Source organism: Streptomyces thermolilacinus SPC6 (assembly GCF_000478605.2).
GTDB classification, from domain to species: Bacteria; Actinomycetota; Actinomycetes; order Streptomycetales; family Streptomycetaceae; genus Streptomyces; species Streptomyces thermolilacinus.
Window position 1 is genome coordinate 6,055,111 of sequence record NZ_ASHX02000001.1, and the last position, 19,975, is coordinate 6,075,085.

At 74.6% G+C, this 19,975-nt stretch carries 15 protein-coding genes; 6 read left to right on the top strand and 9 right to left on the bottom strand.

Translation table 11 applies throughout. The annotated features are described in order from the left end of the window. Positions 1 to 114: 114 nt before the first annotated feature. A complete protein-coding gene (bdeA, locus tag J116_RS26310; RefSeq protein WP_023590072.1) occupies positions 115 to 1,014 on the bottom strand; it encodes a bis(hydroxyethyl) terephthalate hydrolase in 900 nt (299 codons plus the stop codon). A 314-nt stretch (positions 1,015 to 1,328) separates the two neighbouring features. Here bdeA and J116_RS26315 point away from each other — a divergent pair, with 314 nt between their 5' ends. Both J116_RS26315 and J116_RS26320 read left to right on the top strand, forming a co-directional pair. After that, positions 1,329 to 1,607, top strand: a complete 279-nt coding sequence (locus J116_RS26315) for a hypothetical protein (RefSeq protein WP_023590073.1) — start codon at positions 1,329 to 1,331, stop codon at positions 1,605 to 1,607. A 158-nt stretch (positions 1,608 to 1,765) separates the two neighbouring features. After that, complete coding sequence (locus J116_RS26320) at positions 1,766 to 3,013, top strand: serine hydrolase domain-containing protein (RefSeq protein WP_023590074.1); 1,248 nt, start codon at positions 1,766 to 1,768, stop codon at positions 3,011 to 3,013. A 72-nt stretch (positions 3,014 to 3,085) separates the two neighbouring features. On the opposite strand, the gene J116_RS26325 is transcribed toward J116_RS26320, so the two are convergent. Both J116_RS26325 and J116_RS26330 read right to left on the bottom strand, forming a co-directional pair. After that, positions 3,086 to 6,169 (bottom strand): glycoside hydrolase family 3 protein, encoded by a 3,084-nt coding sequence (locus tag J116_RS26325; protein WP_028964552.1) that lies wholly within the window; start codon positions 6,167 to 6,169, stop codon positions 3,086 to 3,088. Positions 6,170 to 6,302: 133 nt separating this feature from the next. Further along, positions 6,303 to 8,201 carry a ricin-type beta-trefoil lectin domain protein gene (locus J116_RS26330; protein ID WP_023590076.1) on the bottom strand — a complete coding sequence of 633 codons (1,899 nt, stop codon included), beginning with the start codon at positions 8,199 to 8,201 and terminating at the stop codon, positions 6,303 to 6,305. 432 nt (positions 8,202 to 8,633) lie between these two features. Between J116_RS26330 and J116_RS29605 the strand changes: the two genes are divergently transcribed. Next, complete coding sequence (locus J116_RS29605; protein ID WP_023590077.1) at positions 8,634 to 9,416, top strand: class F sortase; 783 nt, start codon at positions 8,634 to 8,636, stop codon at positions 9,414 to 9,416. A gap of 73 nt (positions 9,417 to 9,489) precedes the next feature. On the opposite strand, the gene J116_RS26340 is transcribed toward J116_RS29605, so the two are convergent. Further along, positions 9,490 to 9,885, bottom strand: a complete 396-nt coding sequence (locus tag J116_RS26340; RefSeq protein ID WP_069818309.1) for a hypothetical protein — start codon at positions 9,883 to 9,885, stop codon at positions 9,490 to 9,492. Positions 9,886 to 10,084: 199 nt separating this feature from the next. Continuing rightward, positions 10,085 to 10,858: a DUF72 domain-containing protein gene (locus tag J116_RS26345; RefSeq protein ID WP_023590079.1), complete on the bottom strand. Its 774-nt coding sequence runs from the start codon at positions 10,856 to 10,858 to the stop codon at positions 10,085 to 10,087. A 135-nt stretch (positions 10,859 to 10,993) separates the two neighbouring features. On the opposite strand from J116_RS26345, the gene J116_RS26350 reads away from it, so the two are divergent. Then, positions 10,994 to 11,641 carry a hypothetical protein gene (locus tag J116_RS26350; protein ID WP_023590080.1) on the top strand — a complete coding sequence of 216 codons (648 nt, stop codon included), beginning with the start codon at positions 10,994 to 10,996 and terminating at the stop codon, positions 11,639 to 11,641. A gap of 43 nt (positions 11,642 to 11,684) precedes the next feature. On the opposite strand, the gene J116_RS26355 is transcribed toward J116_RS26350, so the two are convergent. Further along, positions 11,685 to 12,467 (bottom strand): LysR family transcriptional regulator substrate-binding protein, encoded by a 783-nt coding sequence (locus J116_RS26355; RefSeq protein ID WP_023590081.1) that lies wholly within the window; start codon positions 12,465 to 12,467, stop codon positions 11,685 to 11,687. Positions 12,468 to 12,524: 57 nt separating this feature from the next. Between J116_RS26355 and J116_RS26360 the strand changes: the two genes are divergently transcribed. Continuing rightward, the gene (locus J116_RS26360) at positions 12,525 to 12,923 is read left to right on the top strand and encodes a DUF5997 family protein (protein WP_023590082.1); all 399 of its coding nucleotides are present in this window, start codon (positions 12,525 to 12,527) and stop codon (positions 12,921 to 12,923) included. A 130-nt stretch (positions 12,924 to 13,053) separates the two neighbouring features. Here J116_RS26360 and J116_RS26365 read toward each other — a convergent pair whose 3' ends face one another. Together J116_RS26365 and J116_RS26370 are read right to left on the bottom strand one after the other, a co-directional pair. After that, positions 13,054 to 14,118, bottom strand: a complete 1,065-nt coding sequence (locus J116_RS26365) for a PASTA domain-containing protein (RefSeq protein ID WP_023590083.1) — start codon at positions 14,116 to 14,118, stop codon at positions 13,054 to 13,056. 190 nt (positions 14,119 to 14,308) lie between these two features. Further along, entirely contained in the window at positions 14,309 to 15,658 is a 1,350-nt protein-coding gene (locus tag J116_RS26370) for a helix-turn-helix domain-containing protein (protein WP_023590084.1), read from the bottom strand. Positions 15,659 to 15,904: 246 nt separating this feature from the next. Here J116_RS26370 and J116_RS26375 point away from each other — a divergent pair, with 246 nt between their 5' ends. Beyond that, a complete protein-coding gene (locus J116_RS26375) occupies positions 15,905 to 17,281 on the top strand; it encodes a M64 family metallopeptidase (RefSeq protein ID WP_023590085.1) in 1,377 nt (458 codons plus the stop codon). A gap of 155 nt (positions 17,282 to 17,436) precedes the next feature. Here J116_RS26375 and fusA read toward each other — a convergent pair whose 3' ends face one another. Further along, positions 17,437 to 19,491 carry an elongation factor G gene (gene fusA, locus J116_RS26380; protein ID WP_028964554.1) on the bottom strand — a complete coding sequence of 685 codons (2,055 nt, stop codon included), beginning with the start codon at positions 19,489 to 19,491 and terminating at the stop codon, positions 17,437 to 17,439. Between the last annotated feature and the right edge of the window lie 484 nt (positions 19,492 to 19,975).

A 19,975-nucleotide genomic window follows, 5' to 3' on the forward strand; every position in this document is an offset into this window, starting at 1 on the left:
GTCCCGTCCCCCTGCACGGCCACCACCCCCGCACACGGTCACCGGCCCGCGCACGGCCGGCGGCCGCGTGGAGTACGCGGCCGCCGGAAGGGTGGGAGGCCCGAGGGCCCCGGGTCAGGACTGGTGCGGGCAGTTGCCCCGGTACTCCTCGATGGTGAGGCTCGGCCGGGGCAGCGGGCACAGGAACTGCTCGTAGCGGGTGTCGTTGTCGATGAACCGCTTCAGCCACGAGATGCTGTACTTCGCGATCGTCGTGTTCGACGAGTTCGGCGCGAAGTGCGAGGCCCCGTTCAGCTCCAGGTAGGCCCGGTCCAGCGACGACGGAAGGTTCTCGTAGAACGGCTCCGCGTGGCTGGACACCGGCGCGATGCTGTCCCCGTCGGCGCCCACGATCAGCGTCGGCGTCTGGATCTCCGGCCAGGTCTTGTCCAGGTTCCACGGCGTCAGCGGGATGGCGGCCTGGAGGGACGGACGGCTCTTGGCCGCCTCCAGGCTGCCGCCGCCGCCCATGGAGTGCCCCATCACCCCGAGGCGGGTGCTGTCCACGCGGGTGCGCAGGGGGCTGACGCGCGTCAGGTAGTCCAGCGCGGCCAGGAGCTGGCGGCCGCGGCTGTCGGGCTGGTCGAGCGTCGTGTTGGTGTCGATGGTGAACACGACGAACCCCTGCGAGGCGAGGCGCGGGCCCAGCCAGGCGATCGACGACTGGGTGCCCGTGTAGCCGGGGGAGATGGCGACGGCGCCGAACGTCCCGTCGCTGGTGGTCGTCGGGTAGTAGATCGTCCCTCCGCCGAAGCCGGTCACGGCCAGGGAGGAGACGGTGGCCTGCGAGACGGCGTACGGCCCGCGCACCGCCTCGATGCTGGCGTTGGTCGGCGCGGGGCCGCGCTCGTACGGGTTGTCCGCCGCGTGCGCGCCGGGCGTCGGCCCGAGTCCGATGCCGACGAGAACCGCGACCGCCGCGAGGGCGCTGCTCAGTGAACGGGTCCTGCGCTGGGTGTGGGGGTGCTGGTGCACGACAAAGTCGTCCTCTCCGTCGTCTGGCGGGACCCCGGGGCGGCGGGCGCGCGGCCGGCAGGCGGCGGCGCACCGCCCCGGGGGTGGGTGACCCGCCGGTGGGTGGCGGAGTCACTGTGGCGGTGGACCGGCGAGGGAGGCATCGGCTATATCACCGGTCTCGGCCCGGATCACCGGTCTCGGGCGGATCACCGGTCTCGGCCCCGGATCACCGGTCCCGGCCCGGCCGCCCGTCCGGACCGGTGCGCGGCCGCCGCGCACGGTGGGCCGTCCGGTGCTCGACTGGAAGAGGGGGCCGACGAGAGGAGCGGGCGATGTACGTGCTGCGCATCGAGCACGCGGTACCGGACTACGAGGCGTGGAAGCAGGCGTTCGACGGCGACCCGCTGGGCCGTGGCGCCGCGGGCGTGCGGGCCTACCGCGTGATGCGGCCCGTCGAGGACCCGGGCCGCGTGATGATCGACCTGGACTTCGACGAGCGGGAGCGCGCCGAACGGATGCTGACCCGGCTGCGGGAACTGTGGACCCGCGTCACGGTGGCGGTCGGCCCGGAGGCCGAGATCACGGAGGTCGTGGACACCGGACAGTACTGACGAGCGCCCGGCCGCCGGCGCGGCGCCGTACCGCCGTCCGCTGACCCGTCCGTTCCGGATGGAGCACCACGACGGGCCCCGGTCGCCGCGCCGCCCGAAGGTGGAGGCAGCCACACCGTCGCGCCCCGCCACGGTGTGCCGCCGCCAGGAGGTCAGACGTGCCCACGCGCCCCGCCCGCCCCCGTACCGCCGCCCGGACGGCCGCCGCCACGGCCCTCGCCCTCGCGGCGGCGGTGGCCCCCGCGCTCGGCCCCGCCCCGGCGTACGCCGCCGCCCCCGTACGGGACGACACCCTTCAGCACCGCCTCGAACAGCTCGTCGCCGCCCCCGGCGGCCCGCCCGGCGCCATCGTCGTCCTCCACCGCACCGGCCCCCGCACCGGACAAGCCCCCCGCCGGAGCACCGGCGACGGCACCGCGCAAGGCACCGACGGCCAGGACCGTACCGAGGTGTACCGCGCCGGGGTCGCCGACCTGCGCACCGGCCGCCCGCCCCGGACGGGGGACCACATGCGGATCGCCAGCGTCGCCAAGGCGTTCAGCGGCGCCGTCGCCCTCCGCCTCGTCGACGAACGGCGCCTGCGCCTGGACGACACGATCGGGCGCGTACTGCCCGCCCTGCCCGCCGCCTGGCACCGCGTCACCCTGCGCCAGCTCCTCAACCACACCAGCGGCCTGCCCGACTACAGCGCCTCCCCCCGCTTCGCGGCGATCCTCAACCAGAACCCCCGGCACCGCTTCGACTCGCGCCGCCTCCTGGACTTCGTCGCCGACCAGCCTCTGCGCTTCACGCCCGGCAGCCGCTACGCGTACTCCAACTCCGACAACATCGCCGTCGCGCTCATGGTCGAGGCCGCCACAGGCCGCCGCTACGAGGACCTTCTCCAGGAGCTCGTGTACCGGCCGCTCGGCCTGCGCGACACGCACCTGCCGCAGGGCCACCGACTGCCCGAGCCGTACCTGCACGGGTACGCCGTCGATCCGCCCGCCCCGCCCGAGGACGTCAGCGAGGCCATCGGCGCGTCCGGCAGCTGGGCGTCGGGCGGCATCGTCTCCACCCCCGCCGACCTCGGCACCTTCATCCGCGCCCACGCCTCCGGCGCGCTCCTGTCCGAGGCGACCCGCCGCGCCCAGCGCACCTTCGTCCCCGGCGGCGCCTCGCAGCCGCCGGGCCCCGGCGCGAACGACGCGGGACTGGCGCTGTTCCGCTACACCACCCGCTGCGGAGTGGTGTACGGCCACACCGGCAACACCCCCGGCTACACCCAGCTCGCGGCCGCGACACCCGACGGCACGCGCTCCCTCACGTTCACCGCCACCAGCCAGATCCCGCTCGACCCCGAACTCCTCGCCCGTACACGCGCGTTGCAGGAGGACTTCGTCTGCGCCCTGCTGCGGCGCGACTGACCCGCGCGAACACGTCCGGGGCGCCACCCGCGAGCGGCGGGCGGCACCCCGGACGGGTGTGGTGTCAGGGCGTCAGGAGGCCCGGTACGCCTCCGTCAGCTTCGCCATCGCCGCCGACGGCTTGCCCCGCAGCAGCAGCTGGTCCGCCTCGGCGAACGGCTTCGCGGACGCCGCGGTGATGCCGCCGCCCATCTTCTGCTGGACGAGCAGCCGCGCCTTGCCGACCAGTTCACGCGCCGCCGGGGATTCACCGCGCCCGGCCGCCTCCAGAGCACGGGCACCGGCGCCGAGTACCCTCAGCGTCGTCTCACCGCCCCGCACCGGTGCCGACAGGGTGGTCAGGCCCCAGCCGTACGGGAACTGCGGGTCGTACACGGCGTCGCCGACGTTCACCGGCAGCTGCGCCTCCGACTTCGGCCACGTCACGGGCAGTCGCCCGGTGAACGGCCGCTTCCCGTACAGCACGTCGGCCACGCCGTCGCCCTCGGTGCCGGGCAGCCACGACGCGACCAGCGCGTCGATGGCGGCGAGCCGGTCCCCGATCAGCTGCGGGCGCCCCGAGACGACGAGGACCGCGCAGGGCATCTCGGCGCACACCCGGTCCACGGCCGCCTTGTCGGCGGGCGAGAGCTCCAGGTCATGGCCGTTGCCGACGTCGCCGACGCCCTCCGCGTACGGCGTCTCACCGACGACGACCACGCCCACGTCGTGCCCGGCGAGGTCCGCCGACGCGTCCTTCGAGTAGGTGATCCCCGCGTCCGGGGCGGCCTTCCGCATGCCCTCCAGGATCGTCGTGCCGGTGGTGATCGCCCCGGACGACCCCTGCCAGCTGATCGTCCAGCCGCCCGCCTGGCTGCCCAGGTCGTCCGCGTTGGACCCGGCGACGTACACCTTCTGCGACGCCTTCAGCGGCAGCACCCCTCCGTCGTTCTTCAGCAGCACCTGCGACTTGGCGGCCGCCTCCCGGGCGACGGCGCGGTGCGCGGGCGAGCCGACCTCCGCGAGGTGCGTCGTGTCGGCGTACGGCTTCTCGAACAGGCCGAGGCGGAACTTCTGCGTCAGGATGCGTGACACCGCGTCGTCGATCCGAGCCTCGCTGATCCGGCCGGCCGTCACCTCCGCCTGGAGGATGCGGGTGAAGTCCTGGTAGTTCGTCGGCACCATGATCATGTCGAGCCCGGCGTTGACCGAGGTGCGCACATCGCTCGGGTAGTCGCCGGGGATCTGGTCGATGGCCTGCCAGTCGCTGATGACGAAGCCCTCGAAGCCCATCCGGCCCTTCAGCACCCCGTTGATCATCGCCGCGTCGGCGTGCATCTTCACCGGCCCCGCGTCGTCCCCGATGATGTCGAGCGACGAGTACGACGGCATGACTGTGCCCGTGCCGCGCTTCACCGCCTCCGCGAACGGCGCCAGGTGCACCGCCTCCAGCTCCTCGCGGCTGACCCTCGTGACGCCCTGGTCGATCGTGTACGAGCCGGTGGACGACGAGCCGAAGGCCGTACCGCCGTCGCCGACGAAGTGCTTGGCGCTGGTCAGCACCTTGTCGTTGCGGGCCAGGTCCTTGCCGGAGGCGCGGCCCTGCATGCCCTCGATGACCGTCGTCATGGCCGTGACCAGCGCCGGGTCCTCACCGAACGCCTCGTACGACCGCCCCCACCGCTCGTCGCGCGTCACGCACAGGCACGGCGCGAAGTCCCACGGGACGCCCGTCGCGCGGACCTCCTTCGCGGTGACCGCCCCGGTGCGGCGCGCCAGCTCCGGGTCGCGGCCGGCGCCTATGCCGATGTTGTGCGGCATGATCGTCGCGCCGACGACGTTGTTGTGGCCGTGCACCGCGTCCACGCCGTAGATCAGCGGGATCTGGAAGCGGGTCGCCTGCGCGCGCAGCTGGTAGGCGTCCACCATCCGCGCCCACGCCTCGGGTGTGTTCGGGGTCGGCACGGAGCCGCCGCCGGAGAGCAGCGAGCCCAGCGCGTGGGAGGCGATGTCGCCCTGGGAGCGCAGCGCGTTGCGCTCGGCCTGCGTCATCTGCCCGGCCTTCTCGGCGAGCGACATCCGCTTCAGCAGGTCCGCGACCCGCTTCTTCACCGGCAGGCGCGCGTCTAGGTACGGCAGGCCGTGGGCGTTCAGGACGACCTGCGGGGTCTCGGCGGGCGCCTTGGCGCCGGTCACGGTGAGCCGCAGGGGTACCGTCTCGGCGGCCTCGGCCGCGCCGTCGCGCAGGGTCGGCACCTCCACCGTGCGCGACTCACCGGAGGGCGTCCCGGCGGGGAAGGTGACCGTGCCCGAGACGGGCGTGAAGTCCTCACCCGGCCGGGCCGTGCCGCCTTCGGTCGTGTACGCGACGGTGACCGGTTCGGTGAGCGGCCCCGACCCGGTGGTGGCGACGGAGAGCCTCACCCGCGCGGTGCCGCCTTCGTCCACGGGGTGGACGGCGGAGTCGGCGACCACCCGCGCGGTGAGGGCCGGCTCGGCCTTGCCGTACAGCTCGACGCCGTCCACGGCGAACGTGCCGGGCGAGCCGGGCGGCAGGGTGAAGGCGTACCCCCACATCGCGTTCAGCCCGAGGACCTGGTCGATGCCGCCGACCGGCTGGTAGTCGGCCCGGTAGACGAAGTCGGAGAACGGGATCTCGACCAGGTGCCAGCCCTGCCAGTCGTCGGTGAACGACGTCGTCCACAGCTCGGACGTGGCGCCGCTGCTGCCGCCGTCCTTGATCTCGAAGTGGATCCGCTTGCCCGAACCGGGCGGCAGGGGAGCGGTGTTCTGCCCGTACCACCAGAACCGGATGCCCTTGTGGGCGGTCCAGTCCGGGGCCGGCCGGTCGGTGGCGAACTCGTGGCTGAAGCCGCCCCAGCCGCTGATGTCGTAGCGGCCTTCGAGGACCTTCGCCCCCTCGGGCGCGTCGGGGCGCTCCGCGAGGGACAGCGCGGGCCGGTCGTCGGCGTCGCTGCCCCAGGTGAAGATGCCGTCGGCGGGCGGCTCCGCGAACGGCACCTCGCCCTCGAACCGGTCCACGGCGACGGGCGCCGGGTCGTCGGCGGCCGTGACGGGCGGCGCGCCCGCGAGGAGGCCGGCGAGCACGGCCGTGGCCGCGAGGACCGCCGTCCTCGCTCTGCCCCGGCGGGGGTGGGGTGGGTGGTGTCCGGGCATGGAGGCTCCTTCGGCGCTCGTCCGGTACGGGTCTCGGAGGCGGGCCCGGCGGGTGTGCCGGGCCGGGGGCCAGGCGGGGTACGGCCTGGCGGGGCGGAGGGTCAGGAGGGGGACGGCCTGGGCGGTCCGGGGGTCAGGAGGGGCGGTGGGTCCACTTCTGGTTGTCGCCGCCCGTGCAGGTCCAGATCTGGGTGCGGGCCCCGTCCGCCGACGACCGGTCCCGCACGTCCAGGCACTTGTCGGCCGCCGTGTTCACCAGGTCCCGGGTGGCGGCGTTGTACGACCAGCGTTGGGCGCCGGTCCCGTTGCACGTGTACAGCTGGACCGCCGCGCCGTCCGCCGTCGAACCGCCCGTCACGTCCAGGCACTTGCCGAGCGCCCGTACGCTGCCGTCCGCCGCGAGCGTCCAGCGCTGCGCCGCCGTGCCGTTGCACGTGTACAGCTGCACGGGCGTGCCGTCGGCGCCGGAACCCCCGGCGACGTCCAGGCACTTGCCCGCCAGGCCGGTGAACGCGCCGTCCGCCGGGGCGCCGTCGCCCGGCGTGCCGGTCCAGGTGAACGTGGCGGTGGTGCGGGCCGGGAGGGTGTACGTGAAGGACTGGTCGCCCCAGTTCACCCGCACCGACTGCGCGTTCGTGCCGCCGTTGTGCGCGATGAGCGCCTTGGAGCCGTCCGGGTTGCGCCACGCGACGTTCTGCACGGTGCTGTTGGCGGTGGAGGCGATCCGGTACGCGCCCGGGCGGACGAACTTGGTGAGGTGGCCGGTCGTGTAGTACTCGATCGTGTAGTCCACCTGACCGGCCCGCGCGCCGCCCTCCTGCACGGTGACCAGCCCGGTGCAGGTGCCGCAGCCGCCGTTGTGCGGGCCCATGTTCTGGTTGAGTGCCAGGCTCCACTTGACCAGGCTGCCGCTCCAGTTGCGGGCGTAGCCGACGATGTCCGCGAGGTCCTCGTTGTGCTGGTTCGCCACCCAGGTGCCGCCCGAGTGCTCGGTGCTGAACTGCCGTACCGCCGGGTACTGGTCGTGGACCTGGCTGCCGACGGCCGGGTCGCCGAAGTAGCCGTGCCAGGCGATCCCGCCGAACAGCGGGTCCTCGCGCACCCCCGGGTCGGCCAGCACGGCAGCGCCGAAGTTCGCGTAGTCGCCGTAGTTCCAGTCGTGCACCAGCACCCTGGTGGTGAGCCCGGCCGCGCGGAGCGCCGGGTACACGTGGTTCTTGGTGAACTCGACGAGACCGGACGGGTTCCAGTTCATGCCCGGGTAGTCCATGGCGGCCGGGTTGTCGGCGCGGCAGCAGTTGGGCTCGTTCTGCACCGACAGGTAGTCGACCTTGATGCCCGCGGCCTGGTAGCTCTGCACGTACTTGACGAGGTACTGGGCGTACGTGGGGTAGTGCTCCCACTTCAGCCAGCCCATCTGGTCCATGCGCCCGTTGTCCTTCATCCAGCCGGGCGCGCTCCACGGCACGCCCTTCACCCGCAGCGCCGGGTTGAGCTGCTTGGCCTGCGCGGTGAGGAGCCGGACGTCCGTGTCGTAGCCGTTCGCCCCGAAGTCCGCCAGGTCGCAGCACGTGTCGTCCAGCGAGACGTGGCCGGGACGCGACAGGTCGGACGCGCCGATCGGGTTGCGCACGAACGACAGGCCGATGCCGTCCGTCGGCGAGAACAACTTGCGCATCACCGTGTCGCGGGTGGCCGCGCTGACGACGCCGCCGCGCAGCAGATAGGCGGTCGTGTCGGTGATGGACGCGCCGCCGCCCTCGAACTGCTGGTACGTGGTGCCCTCGTCCACCGTGATCGTGTGCGCGGCCGTGCCACCGGCCGGGCCGAACGCGAGCGGCGCCTGCGGGGCGAGACCGCGGGTGACGGTGCGGCCCGAGGCGTCCGACGTGGTGGTCAGCCACACGTCGACGCGCTCGTTCGCGGCCTGTGCCGTGCCGGGGCCGACGGCGACGAGAGCGCCGGCGGCGAGGACGCAGGCCACCAGCGAGGCGACGAGGCGGCGGGGCCTTCCGCGTGGGGTGGTGCGCATGGTGCTCCTTCCCAGGGGGGTGGGCGCGCCGCCCGACGGGGCGCGGCACGGGGTGGGGCAGGACGGGACGGGCGACGGACGGTGGACGGTGGACGGTGGACGGTCGGACCGTGCGTGCGGTGTCGGCGATGGAGCGGGGGAGGCGCCGGAACGACCGGCCGTACGGTCTGAGGCCTTCGTTCACCGCTTGAACACGACTCGCTGCTTAACTCGCGGCTTGATTTAAGTGGCGTCACACGGTGGCCGTCAAGGCGTCACACACAAGCAACTCCCGCGCCCCACAAGCCGCAGGAACGTCGCGGACCCGGACGGACCACCACGTTCCGCGTTCAACCTGTGCAGTCCGCGCCGCCGTCGAGGGCCCGAGCGGGCGCCCTGAACCCCCCTCCCGCCCCGTACGTACCCGAGGCTGCGTCGACGACGGGAGCGGACATGACCGATCGCCAGGACACCACGGTGCGCGGACTGCGCGTCGGGGGCGCGGAACTCGCCGTCGTCCTCACCCCCGGCTGGGACGACGTGGCCGCCCTCGGCCGCGAGGAGGGCCGGCTGGCCGAGCAGCGCGGCGCCCCCGTGACCCTCGACGAGGCCGCCGGCCATCGCCTGCGCGTCTGGCCGTCGGTGGCGGGCGGGCCCGAGGCGCGCGGCAGGGCGGTCGGCCCCGCCCCGGCCCCCGTCCCGTCCTCCGTACCGCCCCCCGCCCCGGCCCCCGCTCCCGAACGGGCCCGCCCGCACGCCGAGCGCCTCGGCGAGCCGCGGAGAGGCGCAACCGCACCGCGCGCCGTCTCCATCCCGTCCCTCGGCGTCACCTCCACCCCGGAGCGCCTCGGCCAGCGGAAGGGCGGCACCATGGAGACACCCCGCGACCCCGACAAGGCGGGCTGGTACGTCCCCGGCCCCGCCCCCGGTGCCAAGGGCCCGGCCGTCATCGTCGGACACGTCAGCTGGAACGGCAAGCCGTCCGTGTTCCACCGGCTCTCCGCGATGAAGCGCGGCGAGAAGATCCGCGTCGACCGCGAGGACGGCACCACCGCCGAGTTCACCGTCGAGCGCGTCGGCCAGTACCCGAAGAACCGGTTCCCCACCGTCGAGGTCTACAAGAACACCGACCACGCCGGTCTGCGCCTCATCACCTGCGGCGGCCGGCACGACGAGTCGAGGCGGTACTGCTCCGACAACGTCGTCGTCTTCGCCCGCCTCACCGACGGCGCGTAGGGCGGTACGCGCCGGGGGCCGGCCGTCCCGCCAGGACACCGGCCCCCGGCCGCCCGCTCACTCATCCGCCCGCTCACTCCTCCACCCCATCCGGCTTGCCCCCATCCGGCTTCCCCGCATCCGCCTCTGCCGCCCCCGCTCCCGGCTCCGCCGCGGAATCCGCCGCCGCCTCGGCCTCCTGGGCCATCCGGGCCTCCATCAGCTCCGTCTCGTACTGGTCGAGGACCTCCTGCACCGTGCGGCCCGTCTGCGCGGCGACGTCCTTGATGGCCGCCGTCGCCCAGTTCGACAGGGACAGCGCGAACGCCATCAGGCCGTCGTCGCCCCGCTGGTGGCGCACCCCGAGGAGGTACGCCAGGTTCAGATACGGCACGAGATCCGGCGGCTCGGCCGGCGCGCTGTGCCGCAGCATGCCGATCGTCGTCCGCGTCGCCTCCTCGCGCAGCGGCAGGAGACGCTCGCGTTCCACCTCCGCCTCGGCGATGACCCGCCGCCGCTCTGCCTTGTCCTCACAGCCCTCCCGGTCGCCTCTTGCCGAGCACCGTACGAGCCGGGAATCCGGGCGCGCGCCACCTTCCGGGGATCCGGCCCGTCCGGCGCACCGGACCCGGCCAGGCCGCGCTCCGCCCGGTAGGATGCGCCGTCCCGCTCCTCGGCCGGGCACCGCCCTAACCGCCGGGCGGCAGGCGCGGCGGTGTCCGCGTGACGGCCAGCCCGGCCGTGCGCGCCGCGCCCGCGAAGACCAGGGCGTCCGCGAGCGCCGCGCCGTTCGGGTCGTTGTTGAAGTACGCGTACACGTCCCGTCCGTCCGGCCAGGTCTCGGCGATCCGCCCCGCCCAGGTCTCCAGGGACCTGCGCCCGTAGCGCGGCCACGGCCGGGCCCGCCCCTGGTGGAACCGCACGTACCCCCAGTCCGCCGTCCGCCACAGCGGCGTCACCGGCCGCGCCCGCACATCCGCCCAGCACAGCGCGGCGCCCCGCGCCTCCAGCACGCCCCGCACCGCGTCCGTCCACCACGACGGGTGGCGCGGCTCCACCGCGACCCGCACCCCTGCCGGGAAGGCGGCGAGGCACGCGCCGAGGAGCCCCGCGTCGGCCCGCAGTGTCGGCGGCAGCTGGAGCAGTACGGGTCCGAGCCGGTCCCCGAGCCCGGCCGCGTGTTCCATCAGCCGCCCCACCGGCTCCTCCGGGTCCCGCAGCCGCTTCACATGCGTCAGGAACCGGCTGGCCTTCACGGCGACCACGAAGTCCGGCGGGGTCCGCTCCCGCCACGCCTCGAACGTCCCGTACGTCGGCAGCCGGTAGAACGCGTTGTTGACCTCGACGGTCGCGAAGGCCGCCGCGTACTCCTCCAGCCACAGCCGCTGAGGCGTCCCCGCCGCGTAGAGGACGCCGCGCCAGTCCCGGTACTGCCACCCCGATGTGCCGACGAGAAGCACCATGCGCCCATCAAAGCATGTGATCCGGACATTTCGCCGCCTGTCGGTGCGGCCGGTGGAACCCGGCGCGGCGGGGTGCCCCGAGGTGCGGCCAACGCCCCGAACCCGCAGGCCAGTTGTGTGGTTGAATCCCTGGCCATGACGCTAGCCGCCGAGTCCGCCGAGTGGTACGCCAAGGAAGTCACGTGGATGGTCGTGGGGGTAGTCGCCACCCTGGCGGTCGGGCTCCTCACCGCGTGGGCGACCAAGAACGCGAGCCTGCGCCGCTGCCGCATCACCTACGAGGTCGTCTCGAACTCCCTGCTGCTCCCCAGCGACCACAGCGGGAACGTGTCGGTGAGCCACCAGGGCGTGCGCCTCGGGGAGCCGAGGGCCGTGACGATCTACCTGCGCAACGCGGGTCGCCGCGACATCACGAGCGACCAGTTCCACGGCGGCAGGCCCATCGCCTTCGACTTCGGCCGCCCCGTCCTCGAACTGCTGAGCGTCCAGTCGTCCGCGTCGTCCTACCCGATGGACGTGGAGCTGGAGGGCAGCGCCTTCCTCGTGCGGCCCTCCTTCATCCGGCGGAAGAAGGGCGCGGCCGTCACGGTCCTGCTGGACGGCGGTTTCGACACGGACGACCTGGCCGTCCGGCACGAGATGGTCAACGGCCGCGTGGACCTGGTGGACCATGTGAAGAACGGGGCGGCGGGGCGCCTGGGGGCGGCGGCCCTGGCCGCCGCGGCCGTCGCGTCCGCCTTCACGCTGTCGGCCTTGGTCTCGTCACTCAAGGACCTCTTCTGACCGGCGCCCGGGCCCCGGAAGACGCCGCGACGTTACGGAACGGTCAGGAACGGCGGCGCGGCTTGCCCCGCCGGGCGCCCTGCGAGACCCCACCGCCGCCGCGCCGTGCGGGCTTCCCCGCCTGCTGCTTCCCGCCACCGCCGCCGCGCCGCTGGGAGGCACCGGCTCCCGCGCCGGAGGCCGGGGCGCGCCTGGCCTTCGGCTCCTCGGCGGGCTTGCGGCCCCGGGTGCTGTTCACCGTCCGTCCGCGCACGATCCCGATGAAGTCCTCCACCCGGTCCGTCGTCCGCTCCTCCGGCCACGCGAGCGCCACCTGCGACTGGGGCACGTCCGTGACCGTCCGGTACGTGAGGTCCCTGCGGTGGTGGAGGCGGGCCAGCGACTGGGGCACGATCAGCAGGCCCACGTTCGCCGCGACCAGCTCGATGGCGTCCGCCGTCGTCGCGGGCCGCTCGAACCCGGGCCGACCCGGCGGGTTCTCCCAGGCGAGAGTGTCGTCCAGCGGGTGGAACACGACCTCGTCGGCGAGGTCGGCGGCGGTCACCTCGTCCACGGCGGCGATCACGTGGTCCTTGGGGACGACCACGACGGTCGTCTCCGTGTACAGCGGGATCGCGCTGAAGTACGGACGGTCCACCGGCAGCCGGACGAGCCCGGCGTCCGCGTCGCCCCGGCGCAGTGCGTCCTCGGCCTCGGCGGCGGACACCGCCACGAGGTCCAGAGGCACGTCCGGCAGCCTCTCCTGCCAGATCCGCACCCACTTCGCGGGTGTCGCACCCGGGACGTACGCGAGCCTGAACGAGGAGGGTGCTTCCGTGCCTGTCACCCGGCCAGGTTACCGGGCGTGGTCGGGAGCCGCGCACATGCTCGATATCCTGGACGTATGACGTCGCACCGCACCCCCCAGACGATGAAGCCCGCGACCGCGGCGAAGAAGCTGGGGATCTACCTCGAGGCCGCCCCCGCAGAGTTCCAGGAGGGGTCCGTCTCGCGCGACGAGCTGAACGCCCTCCAGACCGACCCGCCCGAGTGGCTGCGCGAGCTGCGGCGCAACGGCCCGCACCCCCGGCCCGTGGTCGCGGCCCGGCTCGGCGTCTCCATCTCGGGCCTCGCCCGCGGCGGGGTCACCGAGGCGCTCACCACCGACCAGATCGAGGCCCTGAAGGCCGAGAACCCCGAGTGGCTCCAGAAGGAGCGGGCCACCCAGGCGGAGGTCCGCAAGGAGGCCGTCCGGATCAAGGAGAAGCGCGCCGCCGGACAGGACGCCGCCGCGGCCTCCTGACCCGCGCTCCCGGCCCGCGCGCCGCCCGGCGCTCGCGCTCCCGCCCGCGCGCCCCTGAGCGCGCGTCCCCCGATACGGCTCCGGCCCGGCCCCTCCCTGTGGGGGCCGGGCCGGAGCCGTATCGGCTGTGTCAGCACCAGCGGGTGTGCCGGCAGGGGCTCCAGCCGCCCCCGTCCCCGCCGCCGGAGGAGCCGCCCGACGAGCCGCCGGGGAAGCCGTTCGGCCAGTCGGACGTGCGCTTCCGGTCCCCCGGGTACGGGTCGCGGTAGTCGGGGTCGCCGTCCCCGTCCCGGTCCGGCAGGGTCGCGTCGCGGCCCGTGCCACGGTCCGGCTCCGGACAGCCGTTGTCCGGCGACGAGAGATACAGCGTCACCCACGCGTCGTCCGGGACCTTCGCGCCCTCCGCCGGGTCGTGCCGGCACACCCGCCAGTGGTCGTACTCGCCCTCGTCGGGCAGCGAGTCGTTGACGTACGCCTCGTCCGCGCGGAGACGGTCCTCGTCCACGCCCAGCGCGAGGACCTCCGCGCGGGCGGTCTTCCACGTCTTCCACACCAGCTCGGGCATGACCGGCCACGGCATCGGCGCCCCGTCCGACGGCGGGCACGGGTCGCCGGAGTGCACGGCGGCGAAGTCCACCGTCCGGCGCCCCGGCTCCCCGCCGGTCTCCTGGAAGCACACCGTCCACAGGGAGCGGGCCATGATGTCCTTCCCCTCGTCGGACGCGTCGTGGTACGCGACGGTGTACCCGCGCTTGCTCGCCTTCGAGTACGCCACGTCGAGCCGCTCGCCCCGCAGGTCCGGAAGCGGCCGCTCCGGCGGCCGCGACGGCTGCGGACGTGACGGGAGCGACGTGGGCAGCATGAAGGGGCTCGGCTTCGCGGGCTTGGAGTCCGCCGCCGTCTCCCGCTTCCCCGCGTCCTCCGGTTCGGGCATCACCGAGCCGAGCAGCGCCATCGCGCCCACCGTCGCCGCGATCTTCCCGGCCCTCGGCCACGGGCTGCCTCGCCACACGAGGACCAGCGCCGCGACCAGCGCGGCCACCCCGAGACCGGGTGCGATCAGCCCCAGCAGCGGCACCGCGGCGACGAACCCGGCCCTGGCCCGGTTCGTCCGCCACCAGGGGCGGTGCGACGGGTCCGGCGGTGCCGAGCCGTCGGGCGGTGCGGGGTTGCCGGTGGTTCTCGGGCCGGACATGGCGGCGCCTTTCGGGTCGTACGCTCGTTCGGGCGCATCGTATCCAGCGGCGGAATGCCTCCCTCCGATGGTCCGGCCGTCCGGAACGCAGCCCGACCCGCCGCCCCGCCTGCTGCCCGGTCCGTGCCCGACCGCCGCCCGACCCGCCGCTCGCCGCCGCGCACTGACGGGCCGTGAAGGCGGCGCCCCCTCAGGTCGCGCGGAACGGGGGAGCGGCGGGCGCGGCCGGTGCGGGGCCAAGCGTCGTCGTCCCCGGCGCCGCCCGGTGGCCCAGCCCCGTCCGGTACGCGTCGAGCGCGGCCTCCACCCGCCCCGTACGGCGCAGCAGATCGCCCAGCAGCCGGCACAGGTCCGCCAGGTCGCCCGTCGCCCCGCTCCGCTCCAGCAGGCCGAGCGCCCGCACGTAGTGCTCCTCCGCGCCCTCCAGGTCGCCCCGCTCCTCGGCGATGAGTCCCAGCAGCCGGTGCGCCCCGCCCGCGTGCACCGCGCCGCGCCCGTCGTCCAGGTCCAGCACCGGCGACAGCAGCGCGGCGGCCTCCTCGTACCGGCCGAGCCGCCGCAGCACGTCCGCCAGCTCCACCTCCACCTGCGCCGTGTACAGCGCCGCGCGCCGCGCCGCCAGCATGTCCCGCGCGGTACGCAACTCCCGCTCCGCCGCCTCCAGTTCGCCGCTCTGCGCCTTGACGTAGCCGCGCATCCAGTGGCAGTGGGCTAGATCGGTGCCCAGCCGGAGCTGCCGGTACATCGCCTGGGCCTTCGCCAGCGAGGCGTCCGCGTCGGCGATGCGCCCCTCCGCGAGGAACGTCCGCGCGACCTGCCGGTGCATGCCCGCCACCAGCGCCGGGTCGTCCACCCGCGGCGCCAGGGCCAGCGCCAGCTCCGCCGCGTGCGCCGCCCGTGCGTGCGCGCCCATGTCGATGTACGGGCCGATCGCCGCCGCGTACAGCATCACCAGCGCCTCCGGATCGGCCATCCCGCCGCCCGTCAGCTCGTCGATGGCGGACTCGAGCAGGTAGCAGGCGTACCGCAGTTCACCGGCGAGCAGATGGGCGACCGCCCGCCCCCGCACCGCCCGCGCCCGGCGCGGCAGCGGCTCGTCGGCGAGGAGCCGCTCCGCCTCCGTGAAGTGCCGCGCGGCGCCCGCCAGGTCACCCGTCTCCAGGGCGCAGTCCCCGAGCCCCAGGTGCGCCTCAGCCCGCTCGGGCACCAGGTCGTGGCGTTCGGCGTCGGCGAGGAGCCGCCCGTACCGCTCGGTGGCCTCGGCGGCGGAGCCGGTGGCCAGCACTCGCTGCGCGTCGGTCAGCCCCAGGCGCAGCTCGGTCGCCAGACGGGCGGGGCGGCCGGTGGCCAGCTCCTCGTACGAGGTGCCGAGCCGCCCGGCGAGGAAGCGCAGCGCCGCCTCCGAGGGCCGCACCCGGCCGGCCTCCAGCGTGGACACGTACGCCGCCGTGTACGACGGTTCGGCCAGCTGACGTTGTGTCAGACCACGTTCCGCACGCAGTTGTTGTACGCGGCGGCCGATCTCGGCCGGTTCGTCCATGACTACCCCCTGGTCCCTGGGAGCCCCCAGTATTCAGGGTGCCGGACCATTGTGCGGCGCCCGTGCGCACCCCTACATTAAGCGGCTGGTTCACCTGACTTAAGTTCGCGATTAACTCCGGGGTCCGGCATCGCCGTTGTGCTCCCCACCCGACTCCCGTACGGCTCCCGATCGTCGTCCGCCCCGACCCCACCGCCCTCCCCCGACCCGCACCGTCCGTTCCGACCCTCGCCGCCAGGAGGCCCCGTGCGCCCCTTCCCCCCGCGCAGATCCCTCACGGCCGCCGGTGTGGCCGTGGCCGTCACCGCCGTGCTCGCCGCCGGACCCGGCACCGCCGTCGCGGGACCACCCGCCCCGCAGACCGTCCAGCGGACCGCCCTCACCGAACGGGTGGAGGTGGAGGTACCCGGCCCCGAACACGGCACCGTCGCCGGTTCCGGCCATGTCCAGGTGCCCGCCGCCGGACTGGACCGGCCCGCGCCCCGGCTCACCGGCGCCGCCGCCGAGGCCGACGGCACCGTCACCAAGGTGATCGACAACGGCCCCACGGCCGACCGGCTCGACGTCGTCGTCATCGGCGACGGCTACACCGCCGGTGAACTCGCCCGGTTCCACACCGACGCCCGCGCCAAATGGGCCGACGTGGCCGCCGTCGAGCCCTACACGACGTACCGGAACCTCTTCAACGTGTGGACCGTGGACGCCGTCTCCCGCGAGTCCGGCGTCACCGGCGACCCGGACCGCGCCGCCGTGCGGGACACCGCGCTCGGCTCGTACTTCTGGTGCGGCGACATCGAACGGCTCCTGTGCGTCGACCAGGAGCGGGTGGACGCGTACGCGGCCCTCGCCCCCGAGGCCGACCTGGTCCTGGTCCTCGCCAACAGCGCCAAGTACGGCGGCGCGGGCTACAACGAGCCGAGCAAGACCCTCGGGTACGCGGGCATCGCCACCGCTTCGGCGGGCAACGAGAAGTCCGGCCAGGTCGCCGTCCACGAGACCGGGCACTCCCTCGGGTACCTCGCCGACGAGTACTTCTACCCGGGCACACCCGGCTACGAGCGGTACAGCGGCCAGGAGCCCGGCGAGCCGAACGTGTCCACGCTGGACGCCGCCCGCATGGCCGAGCGGCACGCCAAGTGGTACCGCTGGCTGGGCGAGGAGTCCCCGGACGGCGGCACGGTCGGCGCGTACGAGGGCGGCGGCTACTACACGAGCGGCCTGTACCGGCCCACCGACGGCTCCGTCATGCGCTACCTGGGCAAGCCGTTCAACCTGCCGGGCGTCGAGGCGATGATCGCCGGGTTCTACCGGCACGCCCGCCCCGCCACCGCCCTCACCCCGGCCGGTACAACCCTGACCGGCGACCACGCGGCCGCCATCGACGTGCCGGTCCTCACCGGCCAGGACGGCCACCAGCTCACCGTCCGCTGGACCCTGGACGGCCGCGAACTGCCCCACCTGGCGGGCCGCACCGAGGTACGCGTCACCGAACTCGGCCTGCGCCCCGCCGACTTCCGCTCGCACAAGCTGACCGTCACCGTCGAGGACCGCACCGCCGCCGTCCGCGACCCGGCCCTCGCGCACACCCTGCGCACCTCCTTCGACTGGCGCGTCCGCCGCTGAGCCGACCACCGGCCCGACCCCCCCGCCCCCGGGCCACCGGACCAACTCCACGCCACCCGGCCACCGGCCCGACCCCAAGCCCCGGCCACCGACCGGCCCCCGGCGGCGGCCCCGCCCACCCGCACCCACGCGGGTGGGCGGGGCCGCCGGTACGGCTACCGGGCGCCCGCGAGCCGGTCCGCCACCCCCTCCGGTACGAGGGCGTAACCCGCCGGGCGGGCGGTGAACGTGCCCCGGCCCTTCGTACGACCGCGCAGCCGCGTCGCGTAGCCGAACAGCTCAGCCATCGGCACCACCGCCGACACCGCCGTCGTGCCCGCCCGTGCCGTGGACCCGCCGACCCGGCCGCGCCGCGCCGCCAGGTCACCGAGCACCCCGCCCAACGCGTCGTCCGGCACCGTCACCGTGACCTCCGCCACCGGCTCCAGCAGCGCCGACCCGGCCGAGCGCAGCGCCTCCCGCAGCCCGAAGCGGCCCGCCGCGCGGAACGCGAGCTCCGAGGAGTCCTTGGAGTGCGCCGCCCCGTCCGTCAGCGTCACCCGCAGCCCGGTCACCGGATGCCCGCCGAGCGGACCCTCCGCGAGCGCGTCCCGGCAGCCCGCCTCCACGGCGCGGACGAACTCCTGCGGCACCCGCCCCCCGGTCACCGCCGACCGGAACTCGAACGCGCCGCCCGTCCCCGGCGCCACCTCCAGAGGCTCCACGTCCAGCACGACATGCGCGAACTGCCCGGCGCCGCCGTCCTGTTTGACATGCCGGTACACCAGCCCCGACACACCCCGCACGACCGTCTCCCGGTACGCCACGCGCGGCCGGCCCACGGCGACCTCGAGACCGTGGCCGCGGCGCACCTTCTCCACCGCCACCTCAAGGTGCAGTTCGCCCATGCCGGACAGCACGGTCTGCCCCGTCTCCGGGTCGCTCCGCACCACCAGCGACGGGTCCTCCTCGACGAGCCGGGCCAGCGCCGCCGCCAGCCGCTCCGTGTCGAGCGACCGCCGCGCCTCGACGGCGACGGACACGACCGGCTCGGCCGCGTCCGGCGGTTCCAGCACCAGCGGCGCGCCCGGCGCGCACAGCGTCGTACCCGCGCGCGCCGCCTTCAGCCCGACGACGGCCACGATGTCCCCCGCGACCGCCCGCTCGGCCTCGGCGTGCCGGTCCGCCTGCACCCGCAGAATCCGGCCGACCCGCTCGGCGCGCCCCGCACCCGTGTCCAGCACCGCGTCCCCCTTGTCCAGCGTTCCCGAGTACACCCGCAGGAACGTCAGCCGACCGGTCGCCGTCGCCTGCACCTTGAACGCCAGCGCGGCGAACGGCGCCGCCGGGTCGGCCGCCCGCTCCTCCACCGCCTCGCCCAGCGTCCCCCGCACCGGCGGCACGTCCACCGGCGACGGCAGATACGCCACCACGGCGTCCAGCAGCGGCTCGATCCCCCGGTTCCGGTACGCCGCACCGCACAGCACCACGACACCGGCACCCTCCCGGGTCAGGTCCCGCAGCGCCGCCGCCAGCGTGCCGTCGGAGAGCGCCGACGTGGAGCAGAACTCCTCCAGGGCGGCCGGGTGCAGCTCCGCCACCGCCTCCTCCAGCAGCGCGCGCCGCCGCGCCGCCTCGTCCCGCAGCCCCTCCGGCACGGGCACCTCCTCGTACCCGTCGCGCCCGTCGGACCACAGCAGGGCCCGCATCCGCACGAGGTTCACGACCCCGGTGAAGCCGTCCTCCCGGCCGACCGGCAGCTGCGCCACCAGCGGCACCACGGCGAGCCTCTCCCGGATGGACACGGCAGCCGCGTCCAGGTCGGCGCCCGCCCGGTCCATCTTGTTGACGAACGCGATACGCGGCACCCCGTGCCGGTCGGCCTCCCGCCACACGGCCTCGCTCTGCGGCTCCACCCCGGCCACCGCGTCGAACACGGCGACCGCCCCGTCCAGGACGCGCAGCGAACGCGTCACCTCGTCGGAGAAGTCCACATGCCCGGGGGTGTCGATGAGGTTGATCCGGTGGCCGTTCCAGACGCAGCTGACGGCGGCGGCGAAGATGGTGATGCCCCGGTCGCGTTCCTGTGCGTCGAAGTCGGTGACGGTGGTGCCGTCGTGGACCTCGCCCCGCTTGTGCACGGCGCCCGTCAGGTACAGGACGCGCTCAATCACGGTGGTCTTCCCGGCGTCCACGTGGGCGAGGATGCCGAGGTTCCGCACGGCGCCCAGAGCGGCGGAAGCGGTGGAGGCGGCAGCGGTGGCTGCGGCGGTGGTGCCGGAGCGGTGACGTGGGTCGGTGGTACGCACGGCCCGTGGCCTTTCTGGCGGTGAAACGTGTCATGGGCGGGCGCGATTCCCCGTGAACGAAGACCGACACGGCATACCCGGACACGGCCGGGCACCCCCCGTGCCGGTTGACGGCACGCCGCGTCGGCCCGGCACCACGGCCGGACAGGGCAGCACAGAGAGAGAAGAGGGGGGTGACGTCTCGTCACGGAAGCGACCGGTGCCGGCCGCGCAGCGGGCACCGGGCCTACGAAGACACCAGGATCACGTCGTACCGCGACCAGGGGGCGGCGGCGACAGCGGTGCGCTCTCGCACGGTCGGGCCCCCTTCACTCGTCGTCCGGTCACTCGTGGCGGCACGCCCCGGCAGTCCGCCGACGGCGCGCACCGCGAGTGTAGTGAGCGCCCCGCGCACTCGGCACTGTGT